Here is a 17,806-nt window from a genome sequence, read left to right as displayed (position 1 = left end):
TTCTCAATCTTTCTATAAGGAGGCTTTATGAAAAATCAATCCTTACCTGTTTGGAAAACCGTTCGATTCGTATTGAATAATTTATTTTCCAACAAAATTATGTATGTTCGAAATGCTGCCTTCTTACAATTTTTTGTATCCTTTGTTGGCTTTCGAATTTTATCAACCTTATTTAAAGGCATTATTTTTTTGTCGGGACAAAGTAATTTTAATTTTAGCAATATGAAATTATTTTTCTCCTCACCTATTATTATTTTAGCGTTTATTGCGTATTTATTTGCCGTCATTTTATTTGTCTTTATTGAATTTTCGATTCTTACCTTTATGGTGTATGGAACAATTTCTAAGACACATTTCTCATGGCGAACGAGTTTAAAAAATGCTTTTGGAGAAGTGAAGGAATTTTTTAGCCCACAATTTATTTATTTCTTATTGTATTTATTAACACTATTACCTTTAGGAAAATTTGGGATGACTTCGTTTTTAACCGAACAATTGTATATTCCAAACTTTATTACAGAAGAAATTCAAAAAACGACTGCTGGAGCTATCGGTTCTATCCTTTTATTTGTAGTACTAGCTTATTTTCATCTTCGATTCATTTATGCTATTCCACTACAAATTTTGACGAACCATTGTTTTTTAGAAAATCTGAAAACAAGTTGGTCTCTCACAAAGAAGAAATTATGGAGACATATTGGTATCTTCTTACTTGTTGAAATCGTCCTATCCCTTATCGGATTTTTAGTGACGTTTATTCTTACAATTACTTTAGGCTACTTATCTTCTATAATGGATAATGTCTTTATTGTAACAAGCCTGTTCGTTCTATCAAAACTAGTTATTTTCTTTATGGCAATTTATACAAAAATTTCTTTAGTGATTATTTTAGTAAAACTAGCAGATGATCAAGATGCCGTAGATGTAACGATCAAGCATCATATTCCTGAAATTCCCTTTAAAAGTACCATTATTACAGCGGCTGCTTTTATCGGTTTAACGATTTTCTATTCTAGTGAAGCTATTACAAAATATCATTGGGAAAACTCTTCCTCAGCTGCTATCGTCGCTCACCGAGGATTTACCGAATATGGGGTTGAAAATTCTCTTGAAGCTTTAGAAGCTGCTGCAAAAGAAGGTGCCGATTATGTGGAAATGGATATTTTACTAACAAAAGATAATCAATTTATCGTCATGCATGATTATAATTTGAAACGATTAGCCCGTCTCAATAAAAAAGTTAAAGATATGACTTATGATGAAATTGTTGGACTTCCAATTTACCAAAATGATTATGAAAGTCATATCCCTTCTTTTGAAGAATTTGTTACAAAAGCAAAGGAACTCAATGTCAAATTACTCGTTGAATTAAAACCTCATGGTTTTGAAGGAGCTGACTACACCGACCTCTTTATTGCTAAAATGAGAGAATTAGGTGTTGAAAAAACTTACAAAGTAATGTCTATCAACTTAAACGTTATTGAAGAAATTGAACGAAAAGCTCCCGAAATGGATACTGGATATGTCATTCCACTCCAATTTGGCGGATTTGGAAATCCTGCTGTAGACTTTTATGTAGTGGAAGATTTCTCTTATCATGACTTAACAACCATTGCTGCTCAGCAACAGGGTCATGAAGTTTATGTTTGGACAATTAATGAACCCGAAGAAATTAATAAATATCTTCACAGCTCTGTTTCAGGCATCATTACTGACCACCCTGATATCGCCAAAGAAGAACAAAAACACTTACTCGAAGAAAGTACCCCTGTTGAACGTGTGTTAGATGCTATCAATGTTAGTGTGAAAAAATAATTTTATAGGCAAGAATCGTCAAATCTGAATGATTCTTGCCTTTATATTTTTAGAAAAACTCCTATTCTGTTCTCTAAATAAAGTTATCCCAGCCTTATTTTCACTAATTTTTTCGTATATAAGTATTTCATAACGGATATTTAAGAATTATTTTAACTTTTCATTATACTCACTTTATTTTTATCTCTTATAGTAAACACATACAAAACTTAGGAGGTTTTACTATGAAAAAAAATATGCAAGAAAAAATTACTCGTTGGTCAATTCGTCGTTTAAGTGTTGGTGTAGCATCCATCGTTGTTGCTAGTGGATTCTTTATGATTACCTCTCCAGCAAATTCCGTACTAGCAAAAGAAGGCAATGTTACACTGGTTACTCAAACAATCCCAGATAAGGTTAATAAAGAGAAAGAATCAAACCCGAATGATATTAATAAACTTATTAAAAATGCTGCTGATACAGCCTTAACAAATTCAAATGATTCATCTACTTCCCCAAAATCAACTGAAAGTACAACAAATAAACCTGTTGAAAACAAAGTCGAAGATAGAGCTGCAACTCCAGCAGAAACTACTCCTATTACTTCACCACAACAAGTAAAAGATTCCGTAGCAAATAATATTAAATCAAACACTGAAGTGCCTGCTAGCTATCTTGAAAAAGCAAATGTTCCTGGCCCTTTCCTTGCTGGAGTTAACCAAGTGATTCCTTACGAAGCTTTCGGTGGTGACGGTATGTTAACTCGTCTATTACTGAAATCTTCTGAAAATGCACCTTGGTCTGATAATGGAACTGCTAAAAATCCAGCATTACTTCCTCTTGAAGGTCTTGCTAAAGGTCAATACTTCTATGAAGTAGACTTAAATGGAAACACTACTGGTAAAGAAGGACAAGCTCTTCTTGATCAACTTCGTGCCAATGGTACTCAAACTTATCAAGCTACTGTAAAAGTTTACGGTAATAAAGACGGTAAAGCCGATTTATCTAATGTTGTTGCTACTAAAAATATTTCAGTTACTTTAAACGGATTAACTCCTGCTCAAAAGGTAAACGAATCTGTAGTCAACAATATTAAAGCACAAACTGAAGTACCTGCTAGCTATCTTGAAAAAGCCAATGTTCCTGGACCTTTCCTTGCTGGGGTTAACCAAGTGATTCCTTATGAATTCTTCGGTGGCGACGGTATGTTAACTCGTCTATTACTGAAATATTCTGAAAATGCACCTTGGTCTGATAATGGGACTGCTAAAAATCCGGCATTACTTCCTCTTGAAGGTCTTACAAAAGGTCAATATTTCTATGAAGTTGATTTAAATGGAAACACTAAGGGTAAAGAAGGACAAGCTCTTCTTGATCAACTTCGTGAAAATGGTACTCAAACTTACCAAGCTACTGTAAAAGTGTACGGTAATAAAGACGGTAAAGCGGATTTATCTAATGTTGTTGCTACTAAAAATATTTCAATTGCGTTAAACGGATTAACTCCTGCTCAAAAGGTAAACGAATCTGTAGCCAACAATATTAAAGCACAAACTGAAGTGCCTGCTAGCTATCTTGAAAAAGCCAATGTTCCTGGACCTTTCCTTGCTGGGGTTAACCAAGTGATTCCTTATGAATTCTTCGGTGGCGACGGTATGTTAACTCGTCTATTACTGAAATCTTCTGAAAATGCACCTTGGTCTGATAATGGAACTGCTAAAAATCCAGCATTACTTCCTCTTGAAGGTCTTGCTAAAGGTCAATACTTCTATGAAGTAGACTTAAATGGAAACACTACTGGTAAAGAAGGACAAGCTCTTCTTGATCAACTTCGTGCCAATGGTACTCAAACTTACCAAGCTACTGTAAAAGTTTACGGTAATAAAGATGGTAAAGCCGATTTATCTAATGTTGTTGCTACACGTGAAGTTCGTATTACTTTGCATAAAGAAAGCATGGCATCCAACAATTCTTCTTCAACTACAAATACTACTTCTGTAACGAAAGAAGACCATGCTAAAAAAGATGAGATGAAACCAACGACTATGGAGCACTCTCAACAAATGAATTCTCAAGCAATGAAACAAGAAAAATCTAAAAAAGAAGACCTTTCTACTCCAATGATGAAACATCAAAAAGAAGAAGCAAAAGAAATGAAAAATAACGATTCTATGAAAAAAGAAAGTAAAGCTACTCTACCGGTAACAGGAGAAGCTACTACAAACACTTCTGCTTTAGGAGTAATCTCAGCTGGATTAGCATTTGCTCTAGGTATCTTAGGATTAAAAACTAAAAAAGAAAGAATCTAAGTTTAATTCCCCTAAAAATAGTGTTATACTGAGCAAAAGTATAGCACTATTTTTATCAAAGGAGTCTCTAATGGAAAAAACAATATTACTCGTAGATGACGAGTTTGAAATTACAGATATCCAAAATCGTTACTTATCACAAGCTGGTTATACGGTTTTTGTGGCCCACGATGGAGTTGAAGGATTAGAACTATTTAAAAACAAATCCATTGATTTAATTATTACTGATATTATGATGCCCAAAATGGATGGATATGATTTTATTAGTGAAGTTCAATATTTATCTCCCGACCAACCGTTTTTATTTATGACAGCTAAAACTAGTGAACAAGATAAAATATTTGGCCTTAGTATGGGTGCTGATGACTTTATTACAAAACCTTTCAGCCCTAGAGAACTTGTACTTCGCGTCAATAATATTTTTAAAAGAATTTATCGAGGGGGAAATCCTAGTCAAGTACAATTAGGAAATCTAAAATTAAACCACGAAACGTATGAAGTTTATGTCGACAATCATCTACTTAATTTAACAATAAAAGCTTTTGAACTTTTATGGATTTTATGCAAAAATCCTGAACGAGTTTTCTCAAAAACAGAATTATATGAAAAAGTTTGGCAAGAAGAATTTATAGACGATACGAATACACTAAACGTTCATATCCATGCTTTACGACAAGAATTATCTAAGCACTCTAGTTTACATACCCCAACAATTAAAACCGTATGGGGTTTAGGATATAAAATTGAAAAACCAAGAGGTTCATTATGAAATTAAAAAATTATATTATTATTGGTTATCTGATTTCTACTATTTTAACCATACTCGCTGTTTTTTGGGCAGTTCAAAAAATGTTAATCGAGAAAAGTGAAATTTACTTTTTAATAGGAGTTACATTATTCGCTAGCTTCATTGGCGCTGTGATTAGTTTATTACTTCTATCCCCTATATTCTCTTCTCTTAACGAACTTAAAAAGAAAGCAAAAGATATTGCCAATAAAAATTTTAATACTCCCGTCACCATTAAAGGCCCTATTGAATTTCAAGAATTTGGAAAAGCTTTTAATCATATGTCAGACGATTTAAAAAAATCCTTTGATTCACTAGAAGAAAGTGAGAAAGAAAAGAGAATAATGATTGCTCAACTTTCCCATGATATAAAGACTCCTATTACTTCTATACAAGCAACCGTTGAAGGGATTTTAGATGGAATCATTACTCAAGAAGAACAATTTCATTACTTAACAACGATTAACCGTCAAACGGAACGATTAAATAAATTAGTAGAAGAATTAGATGACTTAACGCTTAATACACAAGAAACGGAGAATCATTCTCAAAAAAATGAGGTGATTTTCTTAGATCAACTATTAGTTCATGCTATGAATGAGTTTCACCTTTTAATTGAACAAGAAAATAGAGATATTCATATACAAGTTCTACCAGAATCTGCTAAATTTACAAGTCATTATGATAAATTGTTACGTATTCTAGTCAATTTATTAAATAATGCCTTTAAATATTCTGACCCTGGCACACCAATCGATGTAAAAGGGATTTTAGAAGATAACACTCTTACAATTAGTGTATCGGATAAAGGAAAAGGAATTGATGCTAAAGAATTTGAACATATCTTTAAAAGACTCTATAGAGTTGAAAGTTCAAGAAACATGAAAACTGGAGGCCATGGACTTGGTCTAGCTATTGCTCAAGAATTAGCTCATCAACTGGGAGGAAAAATTACTGTTCAAAGTCAAAAAGATGTAGGAAGTACCTTCATCCTTTCTATCCCATTTGAAAATAAAAATTCTAAATAAGAAAAAGGAATGAACGTGCCGTAGGGTTTGTTCATTCCTTTTTGATTTATCACTTCTCAATAAATTGACTCGCTAATTGGTATACTTGTTTCACAGATTTTTTCTCGATATTCCAAGTATCTAATTCTTCCTGAATGAGTTCAGGGTATTTCTTACTAATATCCCGTAATGCATTTCCAACTGATTTTCTCACATATTCACTACTATCTTCTTTTAATGCAGCAATTCGTTTAATCGCTTCTTCAGGGTGTTCTTTAAAATAAGGTCTGCTCGTCCAAATTCTCAATCCCTCTGTCACAGCTCTTCTTGTATTCGGATGAATATCCCCCAACCATTCATCAATGACCGGTAGTGCCTGTTCATAGCCTATTTTCCTACAATATTCATCAAACGATTTAGCTAACACTTCTTGAACTCGCCAATTTTCATCTTTAGAAACTTCCTTTTTCATAAAGTCTAAAATTTGTTTTTCTTCTGATAAATATCCAAATAAAAAAACACCATACATACGAAGTGACCCCAAAAAGTCTAACTTTTTGGGGTCACTTCATTCTTTTATTCAAAATTATTTAGTAATTTTTGTAACTCCACCCATATATGGAACTAATGCTTCAGGAATTGTTACACTTCCATCTGCTTCTTGGTAGTTTTCTAAGATCGCTGCTACTGTACGACCAACTGCTAAACCAGAGCCATTTAATGTGTGTAATAATTCAATTTTTCCAGTTTCAGCTTGACGGTAACGAATTTTCGCACGACGAGCTTGGAAGTCTACACAGTTTGAGCATGAACTAATTTCACGGTAAGTATCTTGTGCTGGAATCCACACTTCAACGTCATATGTTTTAGAAGCTGAGAATCCCATATCTCCTGTACATAATACAATTGTACGGAATGGTAAGCCTAAACCACGTAATACATCTTCCGCATTATCTGTCATTTTTTCTAATTCATCAAATGATGTTTCAGGAGTTGCGAATTTCACCATTTCTACTTTGTTAAATTGGTGTAGACGAATTAATCCACGAGTATCTCTTCCGGCACTACCTGCTTCTGAACGGAATGAAGGACTTAATGCTGTGAAATAAATTGGTAATTGTGCTTCTTCTAAAATTTCATTTGCATAATAGTTTGTCAATGGAACTTCTGCTGTTGGAATTAATGTTAAATTACGTTCATCATTAATTTGGAATACATCTTCTTTAAATTTAGGGAATTGCCCTGTTCCATACATTGATTGTTCGTTTACTAAATATGGTGTAATCATTTCTGTGTAGCCATGTTTTTCCACATGTAAATCAATCATGTAGTTGTAAATAGCACGTTCTAAACGAGCTCCTAAACCTTTATAGTATAGGAAACGGCTTCCTGATACTTTTGCTCCTCTTTCAAAGTCTAAAATATCTAATGCTTCTGCTACTTCCCAGTGTGGTTTTGGTTCGAAATCAAAGACACGTGGAGTTCCTTCACGACGAATTTCTACGTTTTCGTTTTCATCTTCTCCTACAGGAACATCTGCTGCAGCAATGTTTGGTAAGCGTGAAGCGATGTATTCTAATTTTTCTTCTACTTCTGCTAATAAAGCATCTGTTGCTTTTACATCTTCCCCAACTTGTTTCATTTCTGCGATTTTCGCACTTGCATCTTCTTTATTACGTTTTAATTGAGAAATTTCTTCCGTTACAGTATTACGATATTGTTTTAATTGCTCCGTTTTTAAAATTAATTCACGACGTTTTTCATCTAAATCACGTAATTCTTCTACTACTTGACGTTCTACTCCGCGGTTTTGTAAGCCAACCACAACTTCTTCAAAGTGATCTCTCACTCGTTTCATATCTAACATATTGATTCCTCCATTTTCTTTCGTTTTGCTTGTTGAAAATTTGTTTAAACCATTGTAAAAAAATACACACAACTCATCCCCGACAAATTGTCACTGGGACGAAGTTGTGTGTTTCACTTTTATCTTCGCGGTACCACCCGTATTCAATGTTTCCATTGCACTCATTTGCGATAACGGTTTGCTCCGGATGGCTTAATCAATGCTTTCGCCATGCATCATAGTATGTGGATTCGCTTGTCATACTTTACTAGCTTTCACCAAACGCTAGCTCTCTACAAAAGACTTCAAGTTACTATTCATACAGTTTTATATGTCTGTATTTTACAATATTCTCTAAAGTTGTGCAACAGGTAATCCATAAGAATTAACGATTCAAGACTATACGCGTTTTAATACCATCTAAGTCTGTAAAACTAGCTTCCTGTTCTCCAATTTCAATATTTTCAGCAAATTTCTTCGCTCTTTCAATCGTATCTTGATACAATTGCTCATCTTCGAAAATAACGGTATAGTATGCTAATCCTCGCATTCCTTCTGTTCTAGTGGTTAAATTTTGCCCACCCCATTCATTGACGGCTAAATGATGATGGTAATTTCCAGATGCTAACCATGAAGCAGAACGAACAGAGAATTTATATTGAACTTGAAGGACATTTTGATAAAATTCACTCGAAATACTACTCTTACGAACTGATAAATGAACATGTCCCATTCGACTACCTTCTGGCATTTTATAAGGACTTTCTAAAGGAGTTGCTAAGCGATACAATCCTTCTGCATCCATTGCTTCTGTTGTCCCAATAATACGTCCATCTTCTTTAATATCCCATTCAGAAACAGGTCTATCTCGATAGACTTCAATTCCATTTCCTTCAGTATCTTCTAAATAAATCGCTTCACTATAATCATGATCACTAGCTCCAATTAGCGGAACAGAGTTATCTACAAAATGTTTAAAAATCTGCGCTAAATCTTCCCTAGAAGGAAGTAAAATCGCCAAATGATAAAGTCCATAACTACCTGCAACATCTAGTAATTCCTCAGTTTTGATTAATCGAACTAAAACAGTCTTGCCCACACCTAAATCAATCACCGACTCTTCTTGATGAATCAGGCTAAGTCCAAGAACTTGTTGATAATATTGACTTTGTAAGTCTAAATTACGTACATTTAAGGCAACATATCCTAATTCGAAATCTGATTGATACATAAAGCCTTACCACCTCTATTTTCAAGAAACTTCTTTTAAGCTCCAAATACTTTAAAACGATTTTCTGTTTGAACTTCTTTTTCTCTAGCAGGTGCAACAATCGCTCCAAATGGTGCTTGAGCACGTAATTTCCAGTTTGCTGGAATGTCATATTTTTCTGCTAATTTTGCATCTACTAATGGATTATAATGTTGTACATTCATTCCGATATTTTTTTCTGCTAATGCTAACCATGTTGCATATAATGAAATTCCATGAGCCTGTTCTGACCATAATGGGAAATTTTCAGCATAGCTAGGAAATTGTTCTTGAAGACCTTTTACAACATCTTGATCTTCATAAAATAAAATAGTTCCTTTAGCTTGCGCAAATCCTTCTAAACGTTGTTTTGTAGCTTCAAATGCTTCAGCAGATGTTACTTTTTCTAATTCTGAATAAGCAATTTCATTCCAAAATGCATCTGATTCTTTATCTAATAAAATAACAGCGCGAGTTGTTTGTGAGTGGAATGCTGATGGAGTTTGAAGAATAGCTCCTTGAATTGTATCCACTAATTCTTGATTAGATAATTCCACATTTTTTCCTAATACGTAAATTGAACGGCGTTTTGTTTGTAATTCTGTAAAGTTTGTCATATTGATTTCCTCTTTTCTCTAATTGTTAAATGATTTATCGAGTTTAGAATGAGTGTTCTAACTCTTTTTCTTTATAAATTAATTCTATATAGAAATAAATCGCTTGTCAACAAAAACGTTCTATATAGAAATATTTATCGTTTATAAAAAAAGAGACGACCTCCGTCGTCCCCCTTAACCATTGTATTTCTATGCTTCTTGAGCATGTAAGAATCCTTTCACTTTCTGAATGATACTAGCGAAAAAGTCTTTAATTCCTTGGAATATTTTTCCTACAAATCCTCTCGCTTGTCGATAACTATCTGTCACAATATTTGATGGATCGATTTCATAGCCTGCAAATGCTGGTACATGACCTTCAGCTTGACCATCTACATATCCTAAATCTTCTCCAGGCATTTGGAAATATAGCTCTCCAATCGTTTTTCCTGCAGTAATTGGTGCTTTTAAAGCATTATTTTCATCTAATAATTCTTTAAATGGTTCAAAACGAACTTTTACTTGGCTCATAGCCGTTCCCTTTGGAACAGCTGCTACAAAATTATCACCATAATCCACACTAATTTTCTCATCAGAACCACCGTTGACTGGATAAGATTGGATATTTTGAACCGATTTCCCTGGAATTCCTACTACTAATCCTTCATATTTCTTAAATAATTCATCTAACATTTTCGCTGTTACTTTAAAACGATTCAACGGTTGCTTAGATCCCATGGATACAACAATAACTGAAAAATTATTACGAGTTGCGGTTGTCGTAATAGAAGCTCCACTCAATTCAGAAGTTCCTGTTTTTAAACCATTTACCCCATCATAACCAAATAATAATCCTGGAATTAAATAGTTAAAATTATCCATCTTTGTCATCCCAGCAGTTCCTGGTCTAAATTCCTTTGTTGCAACTGAAGAAATTTTTAAAATTTCTGGAAAATCTAATACTAAACGTCTTGCTACAATCGCAACAGAGCGAGCAGACATACTATTTTCTGCATCATCTCCAAAGTCTGGATTCTTTTCTGTTGTTCCATATTTATTTGGCAATCCTGTCGCATTCACAATCGTTGCATCTTGAATTCCCCAAGATTCAACTTTTTCCTTCATCCGTTCTACCCATTTAGCTTCACTTCCAGCTAAATGTTCTGCCATCGCAATAGTTGCAGCATTTGCAGAATAAATCGAACTGGCTTCAAATAATTCTTGAATGCTATATTTCTCATTTGGCCATAATGGCACATTTGATAAAGAATAATTAGCACTTAATTTACTAACTCTTTCACTAATGGGAATTTTTGTTTCCCATGTAATTTCTGAATTTTTAATCGCTTCTAATATTAAATACTGACTAATCATCTTACTCATCGAAGCAATGCCTCGAACATCATCCTGATTTTTTTCCATCAAAATTTTTCCGCTTGTTTGTTCAATAGCAATGTAAGATGCTACATCTTCTAATGCGGCAATTTCTTCTGCTGTTTTAGGTCTTTCTGGTTCATCAGCGTGAACCATTGTTTGCATCGGACTTGCTAAAAAACAAGCGATTAAAGTTGTCACAACGGCTTTCATCCATTTGAATTTTTTCATATATATATCTCCACAATTCTCTCTTTTGCCTATCCATCGTATCGAATTTTTTACGAAAAAACAACTCTATTTATATTAAGGTTTTATTACTTTTTTTAATCCGCTTTACATAAAGTTTTCACTTAAAATCCTGAATGATTTCGAAGAAATTCTACCTCTTCTTCAGTCGATTTTCTTCCTAAAATTTCATTACGATGTGGATAGCGTCCAAACTGTTCAATAATGTTTCGGTGCATCTGTTCATATTTCGCACGTTTTTCCATTCCAGGTTCAGAAAATAATTTTTCCGCCTCTTCGTGAATCGCTAATGACTCTGAATGCATAAATGGCATATATAAAAAGCTTCGTTCAATGACCGTCAATTCTTTTGAATACGGTAAGGCTTCTTGTGCTAATACAAGCGCCATACCATCATATAAAAATGCTCTTGCATCATCACGATATAAATTCCTAGAAAATTGATCTAATACGATAATTTCTGCTAATCTTCCCTGAACAGTCTTTCTCCAATGACTTAATTCTCCAGCAATAGCAGCTTGATGAATCTTTAAAAAACGTCGATTAATCTCTTCATCTAACACATCTGATTTTACAAACCAGTCTTTTGGTTCTAATTCCTCAAACCAAAATTGTAATACTTCTTGAGCTTCCATACTCTCCTCATTTCTATGCAAAGAAAGAAGAACTCCTTATCAAAGTTCTCCTTTATCTCTTATCCAATTTTTGCTTTTTCTTTGTCACTTAACACTTGATTCATTCGTCCATACTGATAACCTGCTAAGTCTAATGCAACATAACTGAATCCAATCGAGCGTAATGTACTTTCAATTTCTTGACGATGTTCTAGCAATGTTGGAATTAAAGCCTGAGATACTTCAATTCTTGCTAGATCTTGATGAACACGTACACGAACTTGTTCGAATCCTAATTGAATTAAATATGCTTCTGCTTCTTGTACCCAACGAACTTTTTCTGCAGTAATCTTTGTACCATATGGGAAACGAGATGCCATACTGCAAGAAGGAACTTTATTCCAATTTTCTACGCCAAGTCTTTTGGCTAATTGACGAATTTCACTCTTATATAATCCAGCTTCTTGTAATAAGCTACGAATGCCTTCTTCATTACGAGCTTTTACTCCTGGACGAAAATCATCTACATCATCCATAATCGTACCATCTGATAGTACTGTAAATCCTTCTTGTTCTACATGTTGTTTAATTGTTTGGTACAATAATTTCTTGCTGTAATACCAAATTTTAGGAGTATTTGCTGCAATTCGTGGATCTGATAATTCTTCCATTTCTAATCCTATCACACGCGCTCCCATTTCATTAGCCAGATCAATGGCCATATCGAACTCGTAATCCGGGAATAATTCAGAATTCACTACAGCTGCTAAAACATTCTCACTTCCAAGCGTGTCCAATGCTACCTTTAATAAGTAACTACTGTCAATTCCACCTGAGTAAGTAACAACAATTTTCCCAATTCCCTTTAATAATTCTTTTAGTTTTAGTTCTTTTTCATCCATAATGGTTCTCCTTAATACAGGCTCTTATTAGCCTTCTCTTCCAGTAAAATCTGCTAAGTAACTAATATCTTTTACAATAATTTTCTGATTTTTGATTTCGACAACGCCTTCCGATTTTAAATCATGAATAATACGATTCACACTATTACGAGTAGAAATACCACAAAACCCTGCAATATCTTCATTCGTTACTGCAAAATCAATCAGTATGCCGTCTTCCGTTTGTATCCCAAACTGCTTTACTAATTTATAAATAAAAGCACATACTGCACCTTTTTTTCCATTCATCGTCATATATTGTAACGATTCGATATTTTCAGATAATTTTTGACGATAATATTCTCGAATATAGTCTTGTAATTTTCGATCTTCTTTAACATATTCCCAAAACTTAATCCGCTGAATTCTATAAAAACTTGCTTCATCTGATTCTACTCGTACATTAAAAGGTGCTGAAGTATAATTCGATACTTCGTCTCTTAATAATGAAACAATATCGATAGGGGTAATATACGCTAAGTTAAATTCTCGACCATCTTTTAAGATAATACTTGTTTTAACAACCCCTTCTTTCAATACATATGTATAAGATTCCTCTAATCCGTGATACGCTAAATACATGTGTTTTTTCTTTTTAATCACAGGTGCATTATGCGCTTCAAGAAAGTTTACAAGATAATTTTCTTCCATTTTTATACTCCTTTTTTTCAAAAAATTCACTTGCATTTCTTAAACATTATTATCCTCTTGATAAAAATATTTTTGTTAACATATGTTAACACTATTTGTATTCACATTCAAAAGAAAAAATTATATACTATATTGTGTTAGCTATTAACAAAGGAGATGTTAAAAATGGTAGACATTAAATTACCTTATGACAAACAAATAATTACTGCTAGCATTCCTGATAAAAATTTTGCAGGATTGTTAGAATCAGAAGCTGAGAATTTTTCAAATCCTCTTTCTGAACAAGAAACTGTTGAGAAATCAATGGATAATCCTATTGGTAGTAAATCATTAGAAGAATTGGCAAAAGGAAAAAAAGATATTGTTTTAATTAGTTCAGACCACACTCGTCCAGTTCCTTCTCATATTATTACTCCAATTATTTTACGTCGTATTCGTAGTGTTGCTCCAGATGCTCGTATTCGTATTTTAGTAGCAACAGGGTTCCACCGTCCTTCAACTCGTGAAGAATTAATTAATAAGTACGGTCAAGAAATTGTAGACAACGAAGAAATCGTAATGCATATTTCAACAAATGATGACGATATGGTAAAAATCGGTCAATTACCTTCAGGTGGTGACTGCATTATTAACCGTGTTGCTGCAGAAGCAGACTTATTAATCGCTGAAGGATTCATTGAATCTCACTTCTTTGCAGGATTCTCAGGTGGACGTAAATCTGTATTACCAGGAATTGCCTCTTATAAAACAATTATGGCAAACCACTCTGGTGAATTTATTGACTCTGATAAATCAAGAACAGGTAACTTAAAACACAATTTAATCCATGAAGATATGGTTTATGCAGCACGTACTGCTAAATTAGCTTTTATCGTTAACGTAGTATTAGATGGAGAAAAACATATTATCGGTTCATTCGCTGGTGATATGGAAGAAGCTCACCATGTTGGATGTGAATTCGTTCGTGGATTAGCTCATGTTAAGAAAATTCCTTGTGATATCGCCGTTTCAACAAATGGTGGATTCCCACTTGACCAAAATATTTATCAAGCGGTTAAAGGAATGACTGCTGCTGAAGCTACTAATAAAGAAGGCGGCGTTATTATCATGGTTGCTGGATGCCGTGACGGACATGGTGGTTCAGGTTTTTATCACAATTTAGCTGATTATAAAGAACCAAAAGACTTTTTAGAAAAAGCGATTAACACACCACGTTTAGAAACAATTCCAGACCAATGGACTGCTCAAATTTTAGCACGTATTTTAGTACATCACCGTGTCATTTTTGTTTCTGATTTAGTAGACCCTACATTAATTACAGATATGCATATGGAAATTGCGAAAACATTTGACGAAGCATTAGCACGCGCCTTTGAAATTGAAGGCCCAGATGCTAAAGTTACTGTTATTCGTGATGGTTTATCTGTTATCGTTGAAGACTAGGAAATTATTATGGATAAAAAAGAGATTCTTATTCGCTTTCAAGAGGGACAGCTTTCATTAGAGGAAGCTGCCTCTCTACTAGAAGGCATCGACGATATAGGATTTGCCTCTTTAGACCTTTCTCGTAATAAAAGAAATGGATTTCCAGAAATTATTTATGGAGAAGGAAAAACAAAAGAGCAAATCGAAAAAATTATTGAATCATTAGAAAAAGAAAATCTTCCTGTACTAGCAACTAGAGTCGATAGCGAAAAAGGACAATACTTATTAGAAAAAATTCCTCACGGATTTTATTACGAAACCGCTAGAGCTTTTGTTGTTAATCCTTCACCAATTCATAGTGAACATTACATTGCTGTAGTAACAGCAGGAACAAGTGATATGCCTGTAGCAGAAGAAGCTGCGATTACTGCTGAAACATTTGGAAATCCTGTGAAACGGATTTATGATGTTGGAGTTGCTGGTATCCATCGACTATTCAATCGTTTGGATGATATCCGTGGTGCTAGTGTCATTATTGTCATTGCTGGTATGGAAGGTGCTCTTGTGAGTGTAGTCGCAGGATTAGTAGATGTCCCTGTCATTGCAGTGCCTACAAGTGTAGGATATGGAAGTAACTTACAAGGTCTAACGACTTTGATGAGTATGTTAACTTCTTGTGCTTCTGGTGTGACAGTTGTCAATATTGATAATGGATTTGGCGCTGCTTATTCTGCTAGTATGATTAATCAGATTCGAGGTGTTTCATCATGACACATTTATATTTAGAACCTTTATCTGGCATTAGTGGAGATATGCTGAATGGTCTTCTTATTGATTTAGGAGCTAGTTCGGACTATTTACAACAAGAACTTAAAAAATTAGCTGTAGATGGCTATCATTTACATATTCATAAAATTGCTAAAAGCAGTATTTATGGAATTGATTTTGATGTTCATTTAGAACATGGAGAAAAAGACCATGGAGTCCACGGAGATTTTACGCATGAACATGAGCATCATCATGAACATGGTCACCATCATGAACACGATCACCACCATGAACACGATCATCATCATGAACACAATCATCATCATGAACACGATCATCACCATGAACACGATCACCATCATGAACACGATCACCATCATGAACACGATCACCATCATGAACACAATCATCACCATGAACATAGCCACCATCATCACGATGACGTTCGTGGCTTACAAGAAATTATTGAAATTTTTGAAAATAGTACCGTTTCTGACTTTGTAAAAGAAAAAAGTATGGAAGTGTTCCGTGACATCGCTCGTGCAGAATCTGCCGTTCATCAAGTTCCAATTGAACACATTCATTTCCATGAAGTTGGAGCGATTGATTCGATTGTAGATATCGCTAGTTTCTTCATCTTATTTGAAAACTTAGGAATTACAAAAGTATATAGCGCACCTTTAGTCGAAGGTAGTGGTACTATCAAAGTCGCTCATGGCGTAATGCCAGTGCCTGTTCCTGCAGTCATGCAATTAAGAAAAGGTACTTCTATCTTAATTCATCAAGATTTTGATATTAAAACTGAACTCATTACACCAACAGGTATCGCCTTGCTAAAAGCAATTCATCCAGACTTTACCATTCCAGAAAACTTAGAAATCACTACTGTAGGATATGGATTTGGTAAACGAGATACTGGAAAATTCAATGCTCTACGTGGAAGTTTATGTCATCCAACTACTCACTCGTTCAAAGAAGTACATCAATTAGACGATGATATTTATCAAATCGACACTACAATTGATGATCAAACACCTGAACAAATGGGGTACTTAATGGATTTCCTATATGAAAAAGGAGCACTAGATGTCACTTATTTCAGTGTTTTAGCGAAAAAAAATCGCCCAGCGATTCATGTAACTCTTCTAATTTCTCTCACACAATTAGAGGAATTTACTAATATTTTATTTGAGCAAACAAGCACAATTGGATTTCGTTATCAAAAAATTTCAAGAAAAGTCATGCAACGAACTTTCCAAGAAGTCGAAACTAGTTTAGGGATGATTCGACTAAAACAAAATACCTACCAAAACATCTCTAAAGCAACTCTCGAATATGAGGATTGTGCTAGACTAGCCAAACAGCATCAATTACCAATTGGAAAAGTTTATCAACTATTAGAAAAAGAAATATTATTATAATTTAGAAATAAAAAGGAGTCTTATATTTTATATGTTTACACAAGAATTTATTCACTTATTATTATCAGAATTTATGGGAACTGCCCTTATGATTATCTTTGGGGTCGGCGTACACTGTGATGATGTCTTAAAGAAAACAAAATATGCTGGAACAGGACACTTATTTGCTATTACAACATGGGCATTCGGTATTACTGTTACATTATTCATCTTTGGTGGAGTTAGCTTAAACCCTGCTATGGCTTTAGCAAAAGTTGTTTTAGGATTATTACCTGCTGAACAATGGTTATTCGTATCCATTGCTGAATTTTTAGGTGCATTTGCTGGTGCTGTTATCGTATGGTTCATGTATGCAGACCACTTTACAGCTTCTGAAGGTCAAGTAGATGGAATTGCAATTCGTAACATCTTCTCTACAAACCCTAACTGCCGTAACTTACCTCGTAACTACTTCGTCGAAGCATTTGCAACATTTATTTTCTTAACAGCTATCTTAGCTACTGAACATGTGAATAAAGATCAACTCCAAATCGTTGTTGGTTTAATCGTTTGGGCTGTTGGTATGGGTCTAGGAGGTACTACAGGATTCGCGATGAACCAAGCTCGTGACTTAGGTCCTCGTTTAGCTTACCAAGTATTACCAATCAAAAATAAAGTAAATAATGACTGGCAATATGGATTATTAGTGCCAGGTACTGCTCCATTTATCGGTGCTGTAGCTGCTGCATTATTTGTTCGTTATTACTTAGGATATTTCATGTAAAACAAAAAAGCT

General features: G+C 34.2%; 15 protein-coding genes, 1 pseudogene and 1 other annotated feature. Of the genes and pseudogenes, 8 read left to right on the top strand and 8 right to left on the bottom strand.

Annotated features, from left to right (window positions below; translation table 11 throughout):
* The first annotated feature begins 27 nt into the window (after nt 1–27).
* The 4 genes from RWL86_RS00935 (at nt 28) to RWL86_RS00920 (ending at nt 5,918) form a co-directional block, all read left to right on the top strand.
* Nucleotides 28–1,815: a glycerophosphodiester phosphodiesterase gene (locus tag RWL86_RS00935; RefSeq protein WP_314076738.1), complete on the top strand. Its 1,788-nt coding sequence runs from the start codon at nt 28–30 to the stop codon at nt 1,813–1,815.
* A gap of 224 nt (nt 1,816–2,039) precedes the next feature.
* The gene (locus RWL86_RS00930) at nt 2,040–4,103 is read left to right on the top strand and encodes an SSURE domain-containing protein (RefSeq protein ID WP_314076737.1); all 2,064 of its coding nucleotides are present in this window, start codon (nt 2,040–2,042) and stop codon (nt 4,101–4,103) included.
* Between the two features lie 70 nt (nt 4,104–4,173).
* Nucleotides 4,174–4,872: a response regulator transcription factor gene (locus tag RWL86_RS00925; protein WP_314076736.1), complete on the top strand. Its 699-nt coding sequence runs from the start codon at nt 4,174–4,176 to the stop codon at nt 4,870–4,872.
* Complete coding sequence (locus RWL86_RS00920) at nt 4,869–5,918, top strand: HAMP domain-containing sensor histidine kinase (RefSeq protein WP_314076735.1); 1,050 nt, start codon at nt 4,869–4,871, stop codon at nt 5,916–5,918. The genes RWL86_RS00925 and RWL86_RS00920 overlap by 4 nt, the downstream gene beginning before the upstream one ends.
* A 49-nt stretch (nt 5,919–5,967) precedes the next feature.
* Here the strand turns inward: RWL86_RS00920 and RWL86_RS00915 are convergent.
* From RWL86_RS00915 to RWL86_RS00880, 8 genes and pseudogenes are all read right to left on the bottom strand, one after another.
* Nucleotides 5,968–6,456 (bottom strand): annotated as a pseudogene (locus RWL86_RS00915) (DNA alkylation repair protein); the annotation flags it as partial.
* Nucleotides 6,457–6,483: 27 nt separating this feature from the next.
* Complete coding sequence (gene serS, locus RWL86_RS00910; RefSeq protein ID WP_314076734.1) at nt 6,484–7,764, bottom strand: serine--tRNA ligase; 1,281 nt, start codon at nt 7,762–7,764, stop codon at nt 6,484–6,486.
* Nucleotides 7,765–7,855: 91 nt separating this feature from the next.
* Nucleotides 7,856–8,074 (bottom strand) — a binding site (T-box leader).
* 54 nt (nt 8,075–8,128) lie between these two features.
* Entirely contained in the window at nt 8,129–8,974 is an 846-nt protein-coding gene (locus RWL86_RS00905; protein WP_314076733.1) for a VOC family protein, read from the bottom strand.
* A gap of 35 nt (nt 8,975–9,009) precedes the next feature.
* Nucleotides 9,010–9,609: a nitroreductase family protein gene (locus tag RWL86_RS00900; RefSeq protein WP_314076732.1), complete on the bottom strand. Its 600-nt coding sequence runs from the start codon at nt 9,607–9,609 to the stop codon at nt 9,010–9,012.
* A gap of 189 nt (nt 9,610–9,798) precedes the next feature.
* Entirely contained in the window at nt 9,799–11,193 is a 1,395-nt protein-coding gene (locus RWL86_RS00895) for a D-alanyl-D-alanine carboxypeptidase family protein (RefSeq protein WP_314076731.1), read from the bottom strand.
* Between the two features lie 122 nt (nt 11,194–11,315).
* Complete coding sequence (locus RWL86_RS00890) at nt 11,316–11,846, bottom strand: DUF924 family protein (RefSeq protein WP_314076730.1); 531 nt, start codon at nt 11,844–11,846, stop codon at nt 11,316–11,318.
* A gap of 59 nt (nt 11,847–11,905) precedes the next feature.
* Nucleotides 11,906–12,727, bottom strand: coding sequence for an ATP-dependent sacrificial sulfur transferase LarE (larE, locus tag RWL86_RS00885; protein ID WP_314076729.1), 822 nt, complete (start codon nt 12,725–12,727; stop codon nt 11,906–11,908).
* A 27-nt stretch (nt 12,728–12,754) separates the two neighbouring features.
* Complete coding sequence (locus RWL86_RS00880; protein WP_314076728.1) at nt 12,755–13,417, bottom strand: Crp/Fnr family transcriptional regulator; 663 nt, start codon at nt 13,415–13,417, stop codon at nt 12,755–12,757.
* A gap of 165 nt (nt 13,418–13,582) precedes the next feature.
* On the opposite strand from RWL86_RS00880, the gene larA reads away from it, so the two are divergent.
* The 4 genes from larA to larD are packed head-to-tail and all read left to right on the top strand — an operon-like array spanning nt 13,583 to nt 17,794.
* Nucleotides 13,583–14,860, top strand: coding sequence for a nickel-dependent lactate racemase (gene larA / locus RWL86_RS00875; RefSeq protein WP_314076727.1), 1,278 nt, complete (start codon nt 13,583–13,585; stop codon nt 14,858–14,860).
* Between the two features lie 9 nt (nt 14,861–14,869).
* Complete coding sequence (gene larB, locus RWL86_RS00870; RefSeq protein ID WP_314076726.1) at nt 14,870–15,613, top strand: nickel pincer cofactor biosynthesis protein LarB; 744 nt, start codon at nt 14,870–14,872, stop codon at nt 15,611–15,613.
* On the top strand, nt 15,610–17,031 hold the full coding sequence (larC, locus tag RWL86_RS00865; protein ID WP_314076725.1) for a nickel pincer cofactor biosynthesis protein LarC: 1,422 nt from the start codon (nt 15,610–15,612) through the stop codon (nt 17,029–17,031). Before larB ends, larC begins: the two co-directional genes overlap by 4 nt.
* A 31-nt stretch (nt 17,032–17,062) precedes the next feature.
* Nucleotides 17,063–17,794 (top strand): D/L-lactic acid transporter LarD, encoded by a 732-nt coding sequence (larD, locus tag RWL86_RS00860; RefSeq protein ID WP_314076724.1) that lies wholly within the window; start codon nt 17,063–17,065, stop codon nt 17,792–17,794.
* Nucleotides 17,795–17,806: the final 12 nt, after the last annotated feature.

This window comes from uncultured Granulicatella sp. (assembly GCF_963515095.1).
GTDB lineage: Bacteria > Bacillota > Bacilli > Lactobacillales > Aerococcaceae > Granulicatella.
Note: the sequence above shows the minus strand (reverse complement) of the source record. Positions and strands in the feature narration are given on the sequence as shown.